This is a genomic window from Anaeromicrobium sediminis (genome assembly GCF_002270055.1).
Classification (GTDB): Bacteria; Bacillota; Clostridia; order Peptostreptococcales; family Thermotaleaceae; genus Anaeromicrobium; species Anaeromicrobium sediminis.
The window spans coordinates 163191-179889 of sequence record NZ_NIBG01000009.1; the positions used below are offsets into that span (position 1 = coordinate 163191).

A 16699-nucleotide genomic window follows, 5' to 3' on the forward strand; every position below is an offset into this window, starting at 1 on the left:
ACTAAACCTCCATTTATTCTAAAGTATTTTATCCCCATGTGTTTTTTTATAAAATTAAAATTCTCATATGTAGACCTGAAAATTATTTGCTACTTAAAATTTTAATAGGATTAATTCTTTTACCATTATAATGAACTTCAAAGTGTACATGAGGTCCAGTGCTACGACCTGTATTTCCCATTTTTGCTATTAACTGTCCTTTGGTCACCTTTTGCCCAACCTTTACTAAATTACTTTTATTATGAGCATATACAGTCCTATAACCATATCCATGAGATATAATGAGAGTGTTTCCATAGCCAGACATTCTGTCTGAGAAAACAACAATACCATCAGCTGCAGATAGGATGTTTGTACCTGTTTTGTTGGCTATATCAAGACCCTTATGAAATTGTCGTCTATTTGTTAATGGAGATATTCTATAGCCAAATTTTGAAGTGATTTTTCCGTAAGTAGGCCATTTGTCAGGTTTACACTTTAAAAATTCTAATCTGTCATTTACATCCGTGATTAATTTTTGTAAATTATCATTCTTATGATCCATACTATTAGATAGTGAAAATATTTGAGAGTCTAATTCTTCATCTGTGGAATCTAAGTTAATTCTAGATACCATAGATCTTGAAACTTCTCTTGGTTTTATGGAATCAATGTTTTTTTTTAATCCCACCATTGATCGAATTTGCTCTTCTAATTTATTTAAAGCTTCTAGTTTTTCACTAATTAATTTTGTTTTATCCCTAAGTTCAGCAATTTCCTCAGCTTGAGCACTGTTTTCAACAGTTAGATTACTAATCATCTTCTCTTTGGCGGCTAAATTTTTATATAAAGAAGCATTACCACTTATTAAAAATGCCAATGATGCACAAATTATAATAAAGGATATGAATGAGCAACCTAGAAAAGTGTATAAAAAAGATTTTTTAAATTTAATTTGCTTAACATTTTCTCCAGAATGGGGAACTATCATAATAGATACAGATTCATTTTTGAGTTTTTTTATGATACAATTGAGTTTCATATTAAATTTCCTCATTTCTAAAACGCTATTGGTTAGTATATTCTACAAAAAAAATAAAAATCCTTTAAAAAAAAGTAAAAATAAGAAGGAAATTTAAATTAAATGTAGAACTAGTAAATTTCATGAGAAGGACCTATTAAGAATCTAATTATTTATTTTTGCTTCTTGAAATAAATATAATAAAAATGGAGTGAATAAAATGAGTATAACCATAAAAGATATAGCAAAACAAGCAGGTGTTTCCATTTCTACAGTGTCTAGAGTTATAAATGGATCTAAACCTGTAAGCAATGAGATTAGACAAAAGGTAATGCAGATAATTGAAGAAACTGGATATATGCCTAATCCCATAGCAAGAAGTTTAGTAATGAAAAAGAGCCAATTGATTGGTGTAGTAGTACCTGATATTTCTAACACCTTTATAAATGAAATACTAAGTGGAATAGAAGAAATTGGAAGAATGTATAATTATGATATCTTATTATGTAGTACATACGGAGATCAAGAACAAGAGTTAAGATATTTAAATCTATTAAAGGCTAAGCAAGTGGAAGGTATTGTTTTTATGACATGGGAATTAGATGAGAAACTTATTAAGTATATATCAAACATAGATACTCCCGTTGTATTAATAAATAGAAATACTGATAAGCTTGAAATTCCTTCCGTATCCATAGATAATTTTAAAGCAGCCTATGAGATTACAGAGTATTTAATTAATAAGGGACATAAAGAAATAGCCCTTATGAGAAGGCAAGGACATGATGCATTTAGCTTGAGAATTTATGAAGGATATAAAAAGGCCTTAGAAGATAATGATATCCCATTAAATGAAAATATTGTATACGAAGGAGAATATAAAATTGAAAAGGGATATGAATTAACTGAAAAACTAATAGAAGGCAAAAATGTGCCTACTGCCATATTTGCGTCAAATGATGTAATGGCCATTGGTGCCATAAATGCTCTGTTTGATAATGGATATAATGTGCCTAATGACGTATCTGTTGTAGGTTTTAATGATATTGAACTATCTTCCATATATAGACCTAAATTAACCACAATACATCAGCCTATATATGATATTGGTGCTGTTGCCATTAGAATGATAATAAAGAAAATAAATGAAGAAGAGTTAGATTGCAATATAGTTGAACTTCCCCATGACTTAATAGAAAGAGAAAGTGTTAAGTCCATAAAGTAATAGTATAAATATTTCATAGATAAGGAATACTATTTTTGTATAGTTATATTTATGAAAATGGAGGCTTTTAACTATGAAGAGAGTTGGCGTTGAAAAGTCTTTACAAAATGTGAAGACCTTTTTATCTAATGAAGGATATGATGTAGTTGAATTTGAAAACAATAATAGTGACATAAGAAATCTAGATGCAGTAGTAGTTACAGGGCAGAGTAATAACTTTTTAGGAATGCAAAATACCACCACTAAGGCACCTGTTATAAGTGCTGATGGATGTACACCTGAAGACATTAAAAACCAATTAACTAATACTTTTAGTTAAAAAAAGACCTCGGATGAGGTCTTTTTTAGTAATTTTTGAGTTGCTATTAAACAAAATTCTGATAAAATAGTGTAGTATTATTAAACTATATATAGAGATAAACTACTTCCAACTTGAATGTATATGAACTTACTTCAGTCATATTCCCTTGTAAGTGGCTAGAGTTTGTTGAGTTTGGAAGAAATATACCTATATTTACATAAACTGTGAAAGAGTGTGAATTATGACAAAAAATGAATTTTTACCAATAAGTAAAGAAGATATGAAAAAAAGAGGTTGGGATTACTTGGACTTTATAATAGTTACGGGAGATGCTTATGTAGATCATCCTAGTTTTGGAGGTCCTGTAATTGGGAGAACTCTGGAAGGTGCAGGGTATAAAGTTGGTATAATAGCTCAACCGGATTGGAAAAAAATAGATGACTTTAAGAAATTGGGAAGACCTCGTCTTGGATTTTTAATTACAGCTGGTAATATAGATTCTATGGTTAATCACTATAGTGTAAGTAAAAGAAGAAGAGATAAGGACTTATATTCTCCAGGTGGTAAAATGGGATTAAGGCCTGATAGAGCCACTATTGTATATACAAATATGGTGAAAAGAGCATATAAAAAAGTTCCTATAATATTAGGAGGAATAGAGGCAAGTTTAAGAAGATTTGCCCATTATGATTATTGGGATGATAAGGTAAGAAGATCAATGCTTTATGATAGTGAAGCGGACTTATTAATATATGGAATGGGAGAAAATCAAGTATTAGAATTGGCAGAATACTTAAGTAGTGGAGTGAATATAAAACACATTAACCATATACGAGGAACTGTATACAAAACTGATACATTAGAAAATGTATATGACTATATAAAAATACCATCCTTTGAAGATGTCTCTGAAGATAAAATGAAGTATGGAGAGGCATTTAAGGTTCAATATGAAGAACAAGACCATATAAGGGGTAAGACTATAGTACAAAAGCATAAGGACGAATATATCGTTCAAAATCCACCTACTGAACCTCTAAATCAGGAAAATCTAGACAAGGTATTTAGTTATCCATACATGAGAACCTATCATCCTATATATGAAAAGGATGGTGGTATACCAGCCATTAAGGAAGTGAAATTTAGCCTTATAAGTGAAAGAGGTTGTTTTGGAAGTTGCTCCTTCTGTGCGCTTACTTTTCATCAAGGAAGAGTAATTCAGCCTAGGAGTCAAGTGTCCATAATAGAAGAAGCACAAAGTATAATAAGTGATAAAGACTTTAAAGGATATATACATGATGTAGGTGGGCCTACAGCTAACTTTAGGCATCAGGCTTGTGAGAAGCAGAAGAAACATGGTACATGCAAAAGTAAGCAATGCTTATTTCCTAACCCTTGTAATAATTTAAAAGTGGACCATGATGAATATTTAGAACTACTTAGAAAATTGAGAAGTCTTGAGGGTGTTAAAAAAGTATTTGTAAGATCAGGCCTTAGATATGATTATATAATGGCTGATAAGAAGGATAAATTCTTAAAAGAATTATGCGAGCATCATGTAAGTGGACAGTTAAAGGTTGCACCGGAACACGTATCTCCAAGGGTATTGAAATTAATGGGCAAGCCAGGAAGAAATGTGTATGACAAATTTGTAGACAAATATTATAAAATAAACGATAAGTTAGGAAAAAAACAGTTTTTAGTGCCATATTTAATGTCATCCCATCCAGGTAGTGACTTAAAGGCGGCAATAGAGATGGCTGAATATTTAAGGGATATAAAATATCAACCTGAGCAAGTACAAGATTTTTATCCAACTCCAGGAACTTTATCCACTTGCATGTTTTACACAGGATTTGACCCACGAAATATGAAAAAAGTATATGTTCCTAAAGATAGAAGGGAAAAGGCAATGCAAAGGGCATTGTTACAATATAGAAATCCTAGAAACTATGAATTAGTAAAAGAAGCCTTAGAAAAGGCAGGTAGATTAGATCTAATAGGTCATGGCCCAAAGTGTTTGATTCGACCAAGGGAAGATAGGAAATCATATAAAGGAAATAGGGCAAATCAAGGAAATAAAAGGAAAAATGAAAATAATAGAAATAAAAGAGGAAAAAATACTACAAGGGGAAAAAATCAGGGAGCTAGGAAGAAAAAAAGATAATTTGATTTATAATAAAGAATTTAGTAGACTTGTATAAGTAAGTATAGTCTAGGGAGGAAAAATGATGATAACTAAGGAAATGATAGATAGAATTAATGCTTTATCAAAGAAGTCTAAAGGTGAAGGTCTAACGGAAGATGAAAAGATAGAACAAAAAAAATTAAGAGAAGAATATATAAAGGCCTTCAAAAAGAATTTTAGACAGCAATTAGAGAATATTGAAATAGTAGATTAATGTGAATTATTAAAAAAGTATTGATTATATTTTATAATCAATACTTTTTTAAAATTTATAGGAGGAAAAAGGAAGCCTTTGTAGAATAGGAAAAAAGTAGATAAAAAAATGTCAACGGAGGTAGAAAGATGGCGGAGAAACAATATGTAATATTTAAGTTAGACAACGAGTCATATGGTGTAGATATAATGAATGTAAAAGAAATAATAGAATACAAGGAAACAGTAAAGGTACCTAATGCACTAAACTTTATTGAAGGAATTATTAATTTAAGAGGCGAGATTGTTCCAATTGTAAACTTGAAAAAGAGATTGAAGACTGGAAATACTATGGTTACTAACGATACAAGGGTAATCGTAATAAACATTCAAGATAGGCAAGTTGGTTTTATGGTAGATGAGGCTTCTCAAGTTATAAGAATCAGTGAAGAAAATATTGAACCAGCCCCAGAGTTAATAGCAGGAATTGATAAGAGATATATTATGGGAGTGGGAAAATTAGAAGACAAAATAGTTATATTATTAGACTTAGAATTTATTCTGACAGAAGATGAAAAAGCTAAAATAGGAGAAATTAGAAGTGAATAATGTATTTTTTAATACTATTTAAAAAAAATATAGTATTAAATGTTGAGAAGAAATATGATTTGACAACAGTATAAGCTAAAATATTACCCCATATATAGTGTATAATTCCTAGTGTATACAAGTTATGGGGGGATGCAGATGAAAAAGGCTTTATTGTTTTTTTTAGTTATTATTGCTATAATTGTACAGTTCAATAATAACACTATTAATGCAAAGGCCATAGATTACAATTCAGAAGAAAAGGTATTGATGGAGTCTTTGTTTAAATCTAGGTTAAAAGTTTGGAACAATATATATGATTCTAATGTGGACAAGTCAAACTGGGTAGAGGAGTTAAAACAATATGTTACAAATCCACTACTTGAGTATGATGTAAATGCATTTATTCAGCTAACAAAAAATCCTACTGACATAGACAAAGTAATTGATGTGGAAATAAAAGAAATAAAAAAAATGGATAGAAAAGAAGATACAATAAGGGCTATAATATGTGCAGTATGGACAATGGAAGGACAAAATGGAACATATATAGAGAATATAGAATATGAAATCTTACTTAAAAAAGAAAATTCTACATGGAAGATAAGTGATTATAAAGTTAATGAGTAACAGAAATGGTTTATCCATTTCTGTTATTTATTTTTAAAGGATAATTTTACATTTGTTGGGTTTGATTACATAATAAACCATAATTACATGGACAAATGAGTGAATTTCAAAGTATAATTCTACCCCCAAAAACAAAAATTCCTACAAAGGTCCCATGTTAAAATACCTATATTGTAGGTAAGCACACAATTCTTTGATAAAATGGTCCTAAATAACTAAAGTATATATGATAGAATAGAATTTGTAGAATATTTGTCTAAAAGAGTAAAATAGAGGTGCTTGTATGGATGTAACTAGCTTTAGCGCAAAAAAGATGAATCAAATAATTAAACAGACAATAGGTTCTATTGAAGATGGAAGAAATAAAATTTTTGATATAGCAGAAGCTGTAAGAACCGAATGTAAGAATATTGAAAATGAACTAGAGAATGTAAAACATAAGGCAATGAAAGTTATAAAAGAGGTGGATGGCCTAGAAGTAGCAGAGAAGAATAGTAGAAAAAGGCTCTTATATGTAAGTAAAAACTTTAGGGAATATACTGAAGATGACATAAAGAAAACTTATGAAGAAGCCAAAAACCTACAGGTGGAAATTTATGTTAAAAGGAAAGAAGAACAAGAACTTATACAAGAAAGAACTAATCTTGAACAAAGATTAAAGGCCACAAAAGAAATCGCCAATAAAGCAGACCAATTAATATCAAAAGTAGGCTTAGCCATGTCATGTTTATCGGACAATTTACAAGATGTAGTTGAACACTTAGAAGATGTGGAATATAAACAAGCAATAGCTGTAAAAGTAATAAAGGCTCAAGAGGATGAAAGGCAAAGAATAGCTAGAGAAATTCATGATGGACCAGCCCAGTCTATGGCAAATGCAGTTATAAAAGCGGAAATATGCAATAAACTTATGGATAGAGACAGGGAAAAGGCTAAGGGAGAGATAAATAATTTAAAAGATGTAGTTAGAAATTCCTTAAAGGATATTAGAAAAATTATATATGACCTAAGGCCTATGGCACTAGATGATTTAGGACTAGTTCCTACTTTAGAACAGTTCATATTAAAGTATAAACAGGATTCTCCTGTGGATTTAAATTTTATATATATGGGTGATACTATTGAAGTGAATTCTACTGTTCAATTAGTAGTTTTTAGAATAGTACAAGAAGCTTTGAATAATATAAGAAAACATTCGAATGCTCAAAATGCAGTGGTTAAAATCGAATTTACAGATCAGGTGATTAATTTGATAATTACTGATGATGGAGATGGATTTAATATAAAGGAAAAGCTTGAGGCTAATAAACATAAGAAAGATGGCGGCTTTGGACTATTTATAATGCAAGAGAGAGTAGAACTATTAAATGGAAAAATTAATATACGTAGTAGTGTAGGAATTGGAACTAGTATAAAAGTTTGTGTACCAATAAACAAGGAGTGTGACGCATTTAATGAAAACTAAAACAAATATTTTAATAGCAGATGACCATGCTCTTATGCGTGAAGGCTTAAAACAAATTATTGAGTTAGAAAATGATATGAATGTTATTGGGCTAGCTGTTGATGGAGAGGATGCTGTATCAAAAGTTCAAAAATTAAAGCCAGATGTAGTATTATTAGATATTAATATGCCTAAGATGAATGGTATTCAAGCACTGAGAAGATTAAAGGATATGGGACTTGATTCTAAAGTAATAATACTTACATTCCATGAAGAGAGGGAATATTTATTTCAAACAATGAACATGGGTGCTTCTGGATATATGATTAAAGATACTGAGTCTGACATATTAGTTAAGGCTATAAGAGATGTATCTAAAGGGTATAATTATGTTCACCCTTCTTTAGCAAAGGTTATTCATTTTAAAGAAAATGATAAAAAATATGAAGAAAGTAAGAAAAATAAATTAACAAGAAGAGAATATGAGGTTTTAGAATTAATAGCAGATGGTAAGAATAATAAAGAGATTGCAAAGGATTTATTTATTAGTGAAAAAACAGTTAAGAACCATGTATCTAATATATTTAAGAAGTTAGAAGTAAATGATAGGACTCAAGCTGCAATCTATGCATATAAAAACAATATAAAACCAATATAAAGAGGAGTGGTTTCATTGACACTAAACTTAGGGTTTGAATTTAAAAATGGTTGGAAGTGTATTGAGGAAAAGGAGAAAGAGGACCTTGAACAATTAAACAAAAGGTATATAGAGTTCCTTAATAACGGTAAAACTGAAAGGGAATGTGTAAAAGAAATAATAAAAGCTGCAGAGGAAAATGGATTTGTACATATAGATCAGTTTTTAAGTAAGAAGAAAAAACTAGTACAAGGAAGTAAAATTTATGTAAATTACAAGGAAAAATCTGCTGTACTTATGGTAATGGGCAGTGAACCTTTAGAAAAGGGCATGAATATAGTAGGTTCTCATATTGATTCTCCAAGATTAGACTTAAAACAATATCCTTTATATGAAGATGGGAACATGGCTCTTTTAAAGACTCACTATTATGGAGGAATCAAAAAATATCAATGGACTGCAATACCATTAGCTCTACATGGTATTGTAATAAAAAATAGTGGAGAAAAAATAGAAATAAATATAGGTAAGGATAAGGATGACCCTGTATTTTACATATCAGATTTATTGCCTCACTTATCTAAAAATCAAAATGAAAAAAAGTTGGCAGAAGCAATCACAGGAGAAGGTTTAAATATTATAATAGGAAGTATACCATTTAATGATAAGGATATAAAAGATCCTATAAAGTATAATGTATTAAAGATATTGAAGGAAAAATATAATATTGAAGAAAAGGATTTTTTAACAGCAGAAATAGAAGCAGTACCAGCAATAGATGCTAGGGAAGTTGGACTAGATAGATCTATTATAGGCTCTTATGGACAGGATGATAGAGTATGTGCTTATACATCCTTAGAAGCTATTTTACAGGTTAAAAATCCAACTAATACGGCAGTGGCCTTATTTGTGGATAAAGAAGAAGTAGGAAGCATGGGAAATACGGGAATGCAGTCTAGATTCTTTGAAAATATTATTGCAGAATTAATAGCTTTAAAAGATGAAAAACTAACAGATATTAAAATTCGAAGAAGTTTTGGAAATTCAAAAGTATTATCTGCCGATGTGAGTTGTGCCTTTGATCCTAACTATCCAGATGTGGTAGACAAAAGGAATGTGGCTTATCTTGGTAAGGGTGTATTAGTATGTAAATACACTGGTGCAAGGGGTAAATCTGGGTCTAATGATGCCAGTGCAGAATTTATCCATGAAATAAGCAAATTATTTGATGAAAATGAAATAGTATGGCAAGTAGGAGAACTTGGAAAGGTGGATCAAGGTGGTGGTGGAACCATAGCCTATATACTAGCTAATTGTGGAGCAGAAGTTATAGATTGTGGAGTGCCCCTTTTAAGCATGCATGCTCCTGTGGAACTTGCTAGTAAAATGGATATATATATGGCATATAAAGCATATAAAGCCTTTTTAAAGGCATAAATTAAACAGCATGGATTTAATCCATGCTGTTTTAATTTACGCTGTTTTTTAATATGAAATCTTTAAATTTTTGAGCTGTAGGAGAAAGAAATTTAGATTTATGATAAACAAAGTAAAATTTTCTAGTGGCTTCACTATCTTCAAGGCATATTCTTTTTATTTCACCGTATTTTATTTCTGTCTGTATGGATCTACTTGAAACGATGGAAATACCAAGATTATATTTAACACATTCTTTTATTGCTTGTATATTTTGCATATGAGCTATTACATTTAAATCTTCGATTTTTATATTTTTCTTTTTTAACATATTTTCAAAAAAGTTTCTAGTTCCAGAACCTTTCTCCCTTATAATAATTCTTTCTGACAATAGATCATGTAAGCTCATGGTGGAAATATTTTTATATTTAGAGATGTTAGGAGCAATTATAACTAAATCATCTTCAGCTATTTGTATATATTCTAGGCTAGGATTAGAGACCTTATTTCCCACAAATCCAAAATCTATAAGTCCAGATAAAATATCAGTTACAACCCTTTGTGAGTCGTAATGCATTACCCTAAATATTACTTGGGGATAATTTCTACTAAATGAACTTATGAGTGAGGGTAAAATATATTGTTCCGGAATAGAACTACAAACTAATTCTAAAGTTCCAGAAATATTATCTCCTAAAGACTTTAAAGAAGACATAGCTTCTTCTTTTTTATTTAGTATTTCTATTGCGTAAGCTAAAAAAGTTTCTCCAGCTTGGGTAAGGGTAATATTTTTGCTATATCTATTAATGAGTGTAGTACCTAATGCGTTTTCAAGATTTTGAATATGATTGCTAATGGTAGGTTGGGTTAAAAATAAAAAATCTGCAGCTTTGGAAAAACTTTTCAATCGGGCAATTGTAACGAATGTTTCCACGTGTTTAAAGTCCATAGTATACCTCCAATACAAGTATTTATACTTAATTTTATCATATAGAATAAGCCTTTAGAAGGATTTTCCTAAAGTCCCATAACTAGAAAGGTATAAATCTTGTTTTTAAAGACATACTTAATTCATTGAAAGAAGATTTTTTGAAATTATTATTTAAAAAAAGTGGAACCATATCTTCCCTATGTATTTTTAAGACTATGTTGTGAAAATCTAAATTTTTTATATTTGAAATAATTAATTTTAATATTTTATCATCAATAGGATTATCCTCATTAGTAGAATTAACGCAAAAGGTATCGATATACACATAAGGGGTTGTACTAAGATTATCATGACAAAACCTTATGGATATATCTATACTATCATTGCTAAAGTATTTAAAGGTCCATTGATTTTTCTTTGAATCTGTAAATAATTTACATGTACAGGTAGAGCCACATATAGTAGAGAATTTTTTTGATAAATTTAAGAAATTAACAGCATTTACCCTTTGGTGAATAGGCATAATTTTTCTTATAAGTTTTTCTTTAGGGATAAAATCCATAATATACCCCTCCTATTTTAGTATGTAATAATAGAATATATGATATTATAAATTATAATATGATTATTATTTTTAGAATATCTCTAAGGAGGAATGAAAATATGAAGGGATTATCATGGGTAGTTAGAAACTATAGAAGAATAAGAGCTACATATGCTCATTTGAGAAATCCTAATACAAGTATCTTTGATAAAATTTTAATATTATTTTCTTTTTTATATTTAATAAATCCATTAGACCTTATTGCAGACCCCGTATTAGGCATAGGTATTATTGATGATGTAGTGGTTGTCTTATTTTTATTAAGCACTATAGGTGAAAAATTAGATAAATATACAATTAAGAAAAAGACCAATAAAAAATATAAAAATAAGGATCTAATTGAAGATGTAGAATATGAAGTTTTTGATGAGTAAAAATGGGTATGTAATATTTAAAGGAGTGATAATCTTTGAATAAAATATATACTAAAACTGGTGATAAAGGGCAAACTAGTTCATATGACAATAAACGAATTGGGAAGAATAATATAAGAGTAGAATCCTATGGTACCATAGATGAACTAAATTCTTTTCTAGGCCTAAGTAGAAATTTCATAGAAGATGAAGAAATTAAAGATATAATACTAAAAATTCAAGAGGAACTATTTTTAGTTGCAGGACAATTAGCCACTGTAGATGAAGAAAAATTTCAATACAAAATAACTGATACCCATGTAAAAAGACTTGAAGAAATTATAGACCTTTACATTAAAAAAAGTGACAAGGTAAATAAGTTTATAGTTCCTGGGACTAACAAGGCAAGTGGTTTTTTACATGTGTCTAGGACTATTTGTAGGAGGGCAGAAAGACGAATAATAAGTCTTAGTGAAACAGAAGAAATAAGTCCAACGCTACTAAAATATGTAAATCGTCTTTCGGATACTATATACAGCATAGGAAGATACTTAGAGAATGAAAAGAATTATGTGGATTTTAAAAAGTCATCTATATAGATGGCTTTTATAAGGAAATTATACACGAACAATAAAAAACAAAAATAAAGAAATATACATAAAGTTAAAACTGTGATATAATTTTCTTAGACAAAAAAAGAGGTGAAGAACATGGATAATAGTATTAAGGAAGTATTATATAGTGAAGAGAAAATAAGAAATAAAGTAAAAGAAATAGCAGATAAAATCACAGAAGATTATCAGGGCAAAGAGGTATTGTTAGTAGGTGTATTAAAGGGTGCTAACATGTTTATGGCTGACTTAATGCGCCAAATTAAATTATCTGTTAATATAGATTTTATGGCAGTATCTAGTTATGGTCATTCAACAGAAAGTTCGGGAGTTGTAAAGATTTTAAAGGATTTGGATAATAGTATAGAGAATAAGCATGTTATAATAATAGAGGACATAATAGACTCAGGATTGACATTACAATACATTTGTGAAAACTTATTATCAAGAAAACCTGCTAGTTTAAAAATATGTACTCTACTAGATAAGCCAGAAAGAAGAACTATTGATATGACAGTACATTATAAGGGATTTAATATTCCAGATGAATTCATTGTAGGATATGGAATTGATTATGCAGAAAAATTTAGAAACTTACCTTACATTGGTATATTAGATAGACGAGTATACGAAAAATAATTTAATATAAAATTTGAACTCATAGAATAAAAAAGCTCATACGACTTATACTATTAAAGAATAAGTAGTATTAGGAGGGTAAATATGAGCTCAAATTTTGAACAAGTAAAGCAGCAATTTAAAGCAGCTGATGTGGATGAGAAAATCAGAATATATACTACTACAAAAGGATTAACTGTAGAGGAGTTTAAAGAACTTCTAAGAATGTTTCCACTTCAACATTTAGACAAATTAGAAAGAGCTATGGCTTAGTATAAATAAAGGTGTAATCATATGATTACATCTTTATTTATGTTTCAAAGAAAAAAATGAAAAAATATTAATTCATATGTTTATTATCTTCTTTAAGGGATATAGATAAAATATAAGATACGAAAAAAGAGAGGGTGATATAAATGGAATTATTTAGATGTGAAGTATGTGGTTATGTTCATTCAGGAGATGAGGCACCAGAAAAATGTCCTAAATGTGGAGTAGATAAGGAGAAATTTACAGAAATAGAAGAAGAGGCTGCGGATAAAATTGTACGTTCAGATTATACAAATAAATTGCAGATGCATTTATTTAGCCTATTAGAAGAAATCGAAGCTATAGCAGAAGAGGGCATTGAAGATGATTTAGATCCAGGATGTGTAAAAATATTTAAAAGAGCACATAAGGATGCCAATGAGACTAAAAGGATGATTGTGGCAGAATTACAAGGACATATGAAAAAAGGGAAATGGGGAGTAGAATAAAAATGAGCACTTTAAGTGCTCTTTTTAATGTATTTTAATACCCTTTGCCAACCAATAGGGATGGGACAATTATTCAATATATATTCTTCTAAAAATCCACATTCCCTTTCAGTTAAGAATTGTATAGGGATAATAAGTGTATAACCATTTTCTTTAAGCATTTTAATGAATATTCTTTTTTCCGAAATGGACATGATTTTTTTTGGATTATTGGAAAGAATATGAGTATTGGAAAGAGAATTGTACAAATAATTTTCTTTGGTATGATCATATATATCCATAGTATTTTCTATGAAGGAATAAATAGATTGCTTAAACTCCATATCATGGAATATTAAGGCATTATAAGATTGCCACTCTTCGGAAGAAAATAAGGTATTAATAAAGCATTCATATTTTAAAGAACCATTTCTTAAGCCTTTGAAATATTTTCTAATGTGTTTTTTAGTATAATTACATATTCTATTTTGTTCAATGTCAGATAAATCACTTATTTTCATAAAAATCCTCCTATTTTCTGTAGTATATCCATAAATATGGAAACTTATAGCCCTTAATAATAGAAAAACTTTAGCCTTTGTAAATAGGATGAAATTTGTATATAATTAAAATTGTCATAATAGGAGGGATAAAATGAAAGCATTGGTTTTATTAGGTAGTCCTAGAAGGGCCATGAACACAGATTTTATTTTAGATTGTGTTATAGGGGGATTAATAGAAAAGAATGTGGAAGTAGAAAAGATTTTTTTAAGAAATATGAGCATAAACCATTGTGTAGATTGTAAGGCATGTGCTAAAACAGGTCATTGCATTATAGATGATGATATGAAACTGTTATACCCGAAATTAGATGAAGCAGATATTATTATATTAGGAAGTCCCTTATATTTTAATTCCGTAAGTAGTATAACAAAAACTATGATTGATAGATGTGAGGCCTTTTGGTGTAGTAAATATTTATTAAAAAAATCTTCTATTGACAGAAATAAAAAGAGAAAGGGAATGTTTGTATGCACTGCAGGTTCAAAGGCTGATAACCATCAGTTTAAAGGGGCTACCTTAGTGGCAGATTTGTTTTTTAAATCTGTTAATGCAGAGTATACCCACAACATATTAATAGATAACACAGATGAAAAAAACACAAAAAAGAGAGAAAAATTAATTGAAATTGCATATAATAATGGAAAAGAAATTGTAGATGAATTAGATGTAAGAAAAAATTAGAATTATTCTATAATCTATTTTAGAAAGAAAATTGAAATTTTTTCATAGTAGGTATATAATAAATAAGGGTATATTGTATACATACAAATTAAATAAGAGGTGGAGAAAAAATGTCAAAGTTTTATGTACCAGTAGGATTATCTAACAGACACATTCATTTAAGCAAAAAAGATGTTGAAGCACTATTTGGAGAAGGATATGAGCTTACAAGATTTAAAGACTTAGCTCAACCAGGACAATATGCAGCTGCGGAAAAAGTTGATATGGTAGGTCCTAAGGGAACTATAAAAGGTGTTAGAGTTTTAGGTCCTGTCAGAAAGGATACACAAATTGAAATATCTCTAGCAGATGGATTTGTACTAGGTGTTAAGCCGCCAGTAAGAGATTCAGGAGATATAGAAGGAAGTCCAGGGGTTAAAATTGTAGGACCAAAAGGTGAAGTAACTATAGATAAGGGTGTTATAGCTGCTGCAAGACACATTCACATGCATACTTCAGATGCAGAAGCAATTGGAGTTTCAGATAGAGATTTAGTAAAGGTAAAGGTTGAAGGTAAAAGAGGTTTAATATTTGAAAATGTATTAGCAAGAGTACATGAAGAATTTAAATTAGAATTCCATGTGGATATAGAAGAGGGAAATGCTGCTGGAATTAAGAACGGACAAGAATTAGAAATAATTAAATAATAATATGTAAATCCCATAAACTAAAGGCTATGAAAAAAATTCATAGCTTTTAGTTTATGAAAAATCCCGTATAAATTTAAAGGAAGTGGAATTATGGAGAAAAAATTTAAAGATATGAAAGTTATTTATTCAGGGTGGATGAAGCTATTTAAGGTGATGGTTGGAGATAGATGGTATGAGTACTTAAAGAATCATGATGCGGTGGCTGCCATAGTAAGGGATAAGGATGGGAAAATATTATTGGTAGAACAATTTAGACCAGCCCTGTTATCTAATACATTAGAGGTACCTGCAGGGTGCATTGATAAGGAAAATAAATCTAGAGAAGAGATTATGAGGGAAGAATTAATAGAAGAGGCAGGCCTAGAAGTGCCTATAGAAAAGATAAAGGAATGTATTACCTATAAGCCTATAGTGGGCTTTAGTAGTAGTACTATGCACATTTATGAGATTCAATTAGATATTGTGGGAGAGAACAGAAAAATAGAAAATGATGATGTGACGGGAACAAGATGGGTCACTATGGATCAGATTGAAAATTTAATTAAAGATGAAAGAATAGTAGATAGTAAAACTATAATGTCTTATTTTTATTTGAAGGGGAAAAAGGGTGATACTAAAATATAAGGACATACAGGTAAATATATTTTTCAAAAATAGAAAAACTTTGAAGTTAGAGATAGTAGATAAAAATCAAATAAAAGTAACAGCTCCTAAAAAAACTAGTATGAATCATATTTTTAACTTTATAGATAAAAATGAGAAATGGATATATGAAAAACTTTCTTCCCCAAAATATATTAAAAGTATACTTGATGAGAATGCAAAACTCCTATTCTTTGGTGAGGAATTCCCAGTAAAAATAATAGCTCATAAAAAAGAAGAGGTATATATAAAGGATAAAATGATCATAGTTAATGCAAAGGACAAAAATGAAGAAAGAATTAAATCCTTACTAAAGGAGTGGTATAGATACCATACTAGAAAGTATATAGAAAATAGAGTGAAAGATTTTAGCCATAAACTTAAATTATTTCCGGGTAGTATACGAATAAAGGATGTAAAGACTAGATGGGGCAGTTGTAGCAGTAAAAGAAATTTGAATTTTAATTTGAGATTAGCTATGGCCCCTAGGGAAGTTATAGATTATGTAATCATACATGAAATGTGTCACCTAGTCCATCTTAATCACTCAAAGGAATTTTGGGGGTTAGTTGAAAAAATACTGCCTAATTATAAAAAATATAAAAACCACCTTAAAGAACTTGGAAGAAATATGTTATTATAGTCAAT

General features: G+C 29.6%; 22 protein-coding genes. 18 read left to right on the plus strand and 4 right to left on the minus strand.

Annotated features, from left to right (window positions below; all coding sequences use genetic code 11):
- Positions 1-82: 82 nt before the first annotated feature.
- The gene (locus tag CCE28_RS11845; RefSeq protein WP_176461792.1) at positions 83-1021 is read right to left on the minus strand and encodes a M23 family metallopeptidase; all 939 of its coding nucleotides are present in this window, start codon (positions 1019-1021) and stop codon (positions 83-85) included.
- A gap of 199 nt (positions 1022-1220) precedes the next feature.
- Here CCE28_RS11845 and CCE28_RS11850 point away from each other — a divergent pair, with 199 nt between their 5' ends.
- The 9 genes from CCE28_RS11850 (at position 1221) to CCE28_RS11890 (ending at position 9642) form a co-directional block, all read left to right on the plus strand.
- Entirely contained in the window at positions 1221-2225 is a 1005-nt protein-coding gene (locus CCE28_RS11850) for a LacI family DNA-binding transcriptional regulator (protein WP_095133934.1), read from the plus strand.
- 73 nt (positions 2226-2298) lie between these two features.
- Positions 2299-2544 carry a YkuS family protein gene (locus tag CCE28_RS11855; protein WP_095133935.1) on the plus strand — a complete coding sequence of 82 codons (246 nt, stop codon included), beginning with the start codon at positions 2299-2301 and terminating at the stop codon, positions 2542-2544.
- 223 nt (positions 2545-2767) lie between these two features.
- Entirely contained in the window at positions 2768-4693 is a 1926-nt protein-coding gene (locus tag CCE28_RS11860; protein WP_095133936.1) for a YgiQ family radical SAM protein, read from the plus strand.
- Positions 4694-4757: 64 nt separating this feature from the next.
- Positions 4758-4928, plus strand: a complete 171-nt coding sequence (locus CCE28_RS11865) for a DUF896 domain-containing protein (protein WP_095133937.1) — start codon at positions 4758-4760, stop codon at positions 4926-4928.
- Between the two features lie 128 nt (positions 4929-5056).
- Positions 5057-5515: a chemotaxis protein CheW gene (locus tag CCE28_RS11870; protein WP_095133938.1), complete on the plus strand. Its 459-nt coding sequence runs from the start codon at positions 5057-5059 to the stop codon at positions 5513-5515.
- Between the two features lie 138 nt (positions 5516-5653).
- Positions 5654-6124: a hypothetical protein gene (locus CCE28_RS11875; protein WP_095133939.1), complete on the plus strand. Its 471-nt coding sequence runs from the start codon at positions 5654-5656 to the stop codon at positions 6122-6124.
- Between the two features lie 313 nt (positions 6125-6437).
- Entirely contained in the window at positions 6438-7589 is a 1152-nt protein-coding gene (locus tag CCE28_RS11880) for a sensor histidine kinase (RefSeq protein WP_242972971.1), read from the plus strand.
- Positions 7579-8226: a response regulator gene (locus tag CCE28_RS11885; protein ID WP_095133941.1), complete on the plus strand. Its 648-nt coding sequence runs from the start codon at positions 7579-7581 to the stop codon at positions 8224-8226. Before CCE28_RS11880 ends, CCE28_RS11885 begins: the two co-directional genes overlap by 11 nt.
- 15 nt (positions 8227-8241) lie before the next feature.
- Positions 8242-9642 carry an aminopeptidase gene (locus tag CCE28_RS11890; RefSeq protein WP_207652894.1) on the plus strand — a complete coding sequence of 467 codons (1401 nt, stop codon included), beginning with the start codon at positions 8242-8244 and terminating at the stop codon, positions 9640-9642.
- Between the two features lie 31 nt (positions 9643-9673).
- Here the strand turns inward: CCE28_RS11890 and CCE28_RS11895 are convergent, their stop codons facing one another.
- Both CCE28_RS11895 and CCE28_RS11900 read right to left on the minus strand, forming a co-directional pair.
- Complete coding sequence (locus tag CCE28_RS11895) at positions 9674-10570, minus strand: selenium metabolism-associated LysR family transcriptional regulator (protein WP_095133943.1); 897 nt, start codon at positions 10568-10570, stop codon at positions 9674-9676.
- Between the two features lie 82 nt (positions 10571-10652).
- On the minus strand, positions 10653-11114 hold the full coding sequence (locus tag CCE28_RS11900; protein ID WP_095133944.1) for a hypothetical protein: 462 nt from the start codon (positions 11112-11114) through the stop codon (positions 10653-10655).
- 101 nt (positions 11115-11215) lie between these two features.
- Between CCE28_RS11900 and CCE28_RS11905 the strand changes: the two genes are divergently transcribed.
- The 5 genes from CCE28_RS11905 (at position 11216) to CCE28_RS11925 (ending at position 13496) form a co-directional block, all read left to right on the plus strand.
- A complete protein-coding gene (locus CCE28_RS11905; protein ID WP_207652895.1) occupies positions 11216-11530 on the plus strand; it encodes a YkvA family protein in 315 nt (104 codons plus the stop codon).
- A gap of 35 nt (positions 11531-11565) precedes the next feature.
- Positions 11566-12108 carry a cob(I)yrinic acid a,c-diamide adenosyltransferase gene (locus CCE28_RS11910; protein WP_095133946.1) on the plus strand — a complete coding sequence of 181 codons (543 nt, stop codon included), beginning with the start codon at positions 11566-11568 and terminating at the stop codon, positions 12106-12108.
- Between the two features lie 111 nt (positions 12109-12219).
- Positions 12220-12759, plus strand: a complete 540-nt coding sequence (gene hpt / locus CCE28_RS11915) for a hypoxanthine phosphoribosyltransferase (protein ID WP_095133947.1) — start codon at positions 12220-12222, stop codon at positions 12757-12759.
- An 84-nt stretch (positions 12760-12843) separates the two neighbouring features.
- Positions 12844-13011, plus strand: coding sequence for a hypothetical protein (locus CCE28_RS22270; protein WP_095133948.1), 168 nt, complete (start codon positions 12844-12846; stop codon positions 13009-13011).
- A 143-nt stretch (positions 13012-13154) separates the two neighbouring features.
- Positions 13155-13496, plus strand: coding sequence for a rubredoxin-like domain-containing protein (locus tag CCE28_RS11925; RefSeq protein WP_095133949.1), 342 nt, complete (start codon positions 13155-13157; stop codon positions 13494-13496).
- An 11-nt stretch (positions 13497-13507) separates the two neighbouring features.
- On the opposite strand, the gene CCE28_RS11930 is transcribed toward CCE28_RS11925, so the two are convergent.
- Complete coding sequence (locus CCE28_RS11930) at positions 13508-13996, minus strand: hypothetical protein (protein ID WP_095133950.1); 489 nt, start codon at positions 13994-13996, stop codon at positions 13508-13510.
- A gap of 133 nt (positions 13997-14129) precedes the next feature.
- On the opposite strand from CCE28_RS11930, the gene CCE28_RS11935 reads away from it, so the two are divergent.
- The 4 genes from CCE28_RS11935 to CCE28_RS11950 all read left to right on the plus strand — a co-directional run bounded on the left by CCE28_RS11935 (position 14130) and on the right by CCE28_RS11950 (position 16694).
- Positions 14130-14720, plus strand: a complete 591-nt coding sequence (locus CCE28_RS11935; protein WP_095133951.1) for a flavodoxin family protein — start codon at positions 14130-14132, stop codon at positions 14718-14720.
- Between the two features lie 110 nt (positions 14721-14830).
- A complete protein-coding gene (gene pduL / locus CCE28_RS11940) occupies positions 14831-15406 on the plus strand; it encodes a phosphate propanoyltransferase (protein ID WP_095133952.1) in 576 nt (191 codons plus the stop codon).
- A gap of 93 nt (positions 15407-15499) precedes the next feature.
- Complete coding sequence (locus tag CCE28_RS11945) at positions 15500-16033, plus strand: NUDIX hydrolase (protein WP_095133953.1); 534 nt, start codon at positions 15500-15502, stop codon at positions 16031-16033.
- On the plus strand, positions 16017-16694 hold the full coding sequence (locus CCE28_RS11950) for a M48 family metallopeptidase (RefSeq protein WP_095133954.1): 678 nt from the start codon (positions 16017-16019) through the stop codon (positions 16692-16694). The genes CCE28_RS11945 and CCE28_RS11950 overlap by 17 nt, the downstream gene beginning before the upstream one ends.
- Positions 16695-16699 lie beyond the last annotated feature (5 nt).

Bases quoted from the DNA above. Each gene is read 5' to 3' on its own strand.
- CCE28_RS11945 (WP_095133953.1), top strand. From the start codon at position 15,500: ATGGAGAAAAAATTTAAAGATATGAAAGTTATTTATTCAGGGTGGATG.
- CCE28_RS11865 (WP_095133937.1), top strand. From the start codon at position 4,758: ATGATAACTAAGGAAATGATAGATAGAATTAATGCTTTATCAAAGAAG.
- CCE28_RS11875 (WP_095133939.1), top strand. From the start codon at position 5,654: ATGAAAAAGGCTTTATTGTTTTTTTTAGTTATTATTGCTATAATTGTA.
- CCE28_RS11905 (WP_207652895.1), top strand. From the start codon at position 11,216: ATGAAGGGATTATCATGGGTAGTTAGAAACTATAGAAGAATAAGAGCT.
- CCE28_RS11850 (WP_095133934.1), top strand. From the start codon at position 1,221: ATGAGTATAACCATAAAAGATATAGCAAAACAAGCAGGTGTTTCCATT.
- pduL (WP_095133952.1), top strand. From the start codon at position 14,831: ATGTCAAAGTTTTATGTACCAGTAGGATTATCTAACAGACACATTCAT.
- CCE28_RS11880 (WP_242972971.1), top strand. From the start codon at position 6,438: ATGAATCAAATAATTAAACAGACAATAGGTTCTATTGAAGATGGAAGA.
- CCE28_RS11845 (WP_176461792.1), bottom strand. From the start codon at position 1,021: ATGAAACTCAATTGTATCATAAAAAAACTCAAAAATGAATCTGTATCT.
- CCE28_RS11895 (WP_095133943.1), bottom strand. From the start codon at position 10,570: ATGGACTTTAAACACGTGGAAACATTCGTTACAATTGCCCGATTGAAA.
- CCE28_RS11860 (WP_095133936.1), top strand. From the start codon at position 2,768: ATGACAAAAAATGAATTTTTACCAATAAGTAAAGAAGATATGAAAAAA.
- hpt (WP_095133947.1), top strand. From the start codon at position 12,220: ATGGATAATAGTATTAAGGAAGTATTATATAGTGAAGAGAAAATAAGA.
- CCE28_RS11930 (WP_095133950.1), bottom strand. From the start codon at position 13,996: ATGAAAATAAGTGATTTATCTGACATTGAACAAAATAGAATATGTAAT.
- CCE28_RS11935 (WP_095133951.1), top strand. From the start codon at position 14,130: ATGAAAGCATTGGTTTTATTAGGTAGTCCTAGAAGGGCCATGAACACA.
- CCE28_RS11885 (WP_095133941.1), top strand. From the start codon at position 7,579: ATGAAAACTAAAACAAATATTTTAATAGCAGATGACCATGCTCTTATG.
- CCE28_RS11855 (WP_095133935.1), top strand. From the start codon at position 2,299: ATGAAGAGAGTTGGCGTTGAAAAGTCTTTACAAAATGTGAAGACCTTT.
- CCE28_RS22270 (WP_095133948.1), top strand. From the start codon at position 12,844: ATGAGCTCAAATTTTGAACAAGTAAAGCAGCAATTTAAAGCAGCTGAT.
- CCE28_RS11870 (WP_095133938.1), top strand. From the start codon at position 5,057: ATGGCGGAGAAACAATATGTAATATTTAAGTTAGACAACGAGTCATAT.
- CCE28_RS11925 (WP_095133949.1), top strand. From the start codon at position 13,155: ATGGAATTATTTAGATGTGAAGTATGTGGTTATGTTCATTCAGGAGAT.
- CCE28_RS11900 (WP_095133944.1), bottom strand. From the start codon at position 11,114: ATGGATTTTATCCCTAAAGAAAAACTTATAAGAAAAATTATGCCTATT.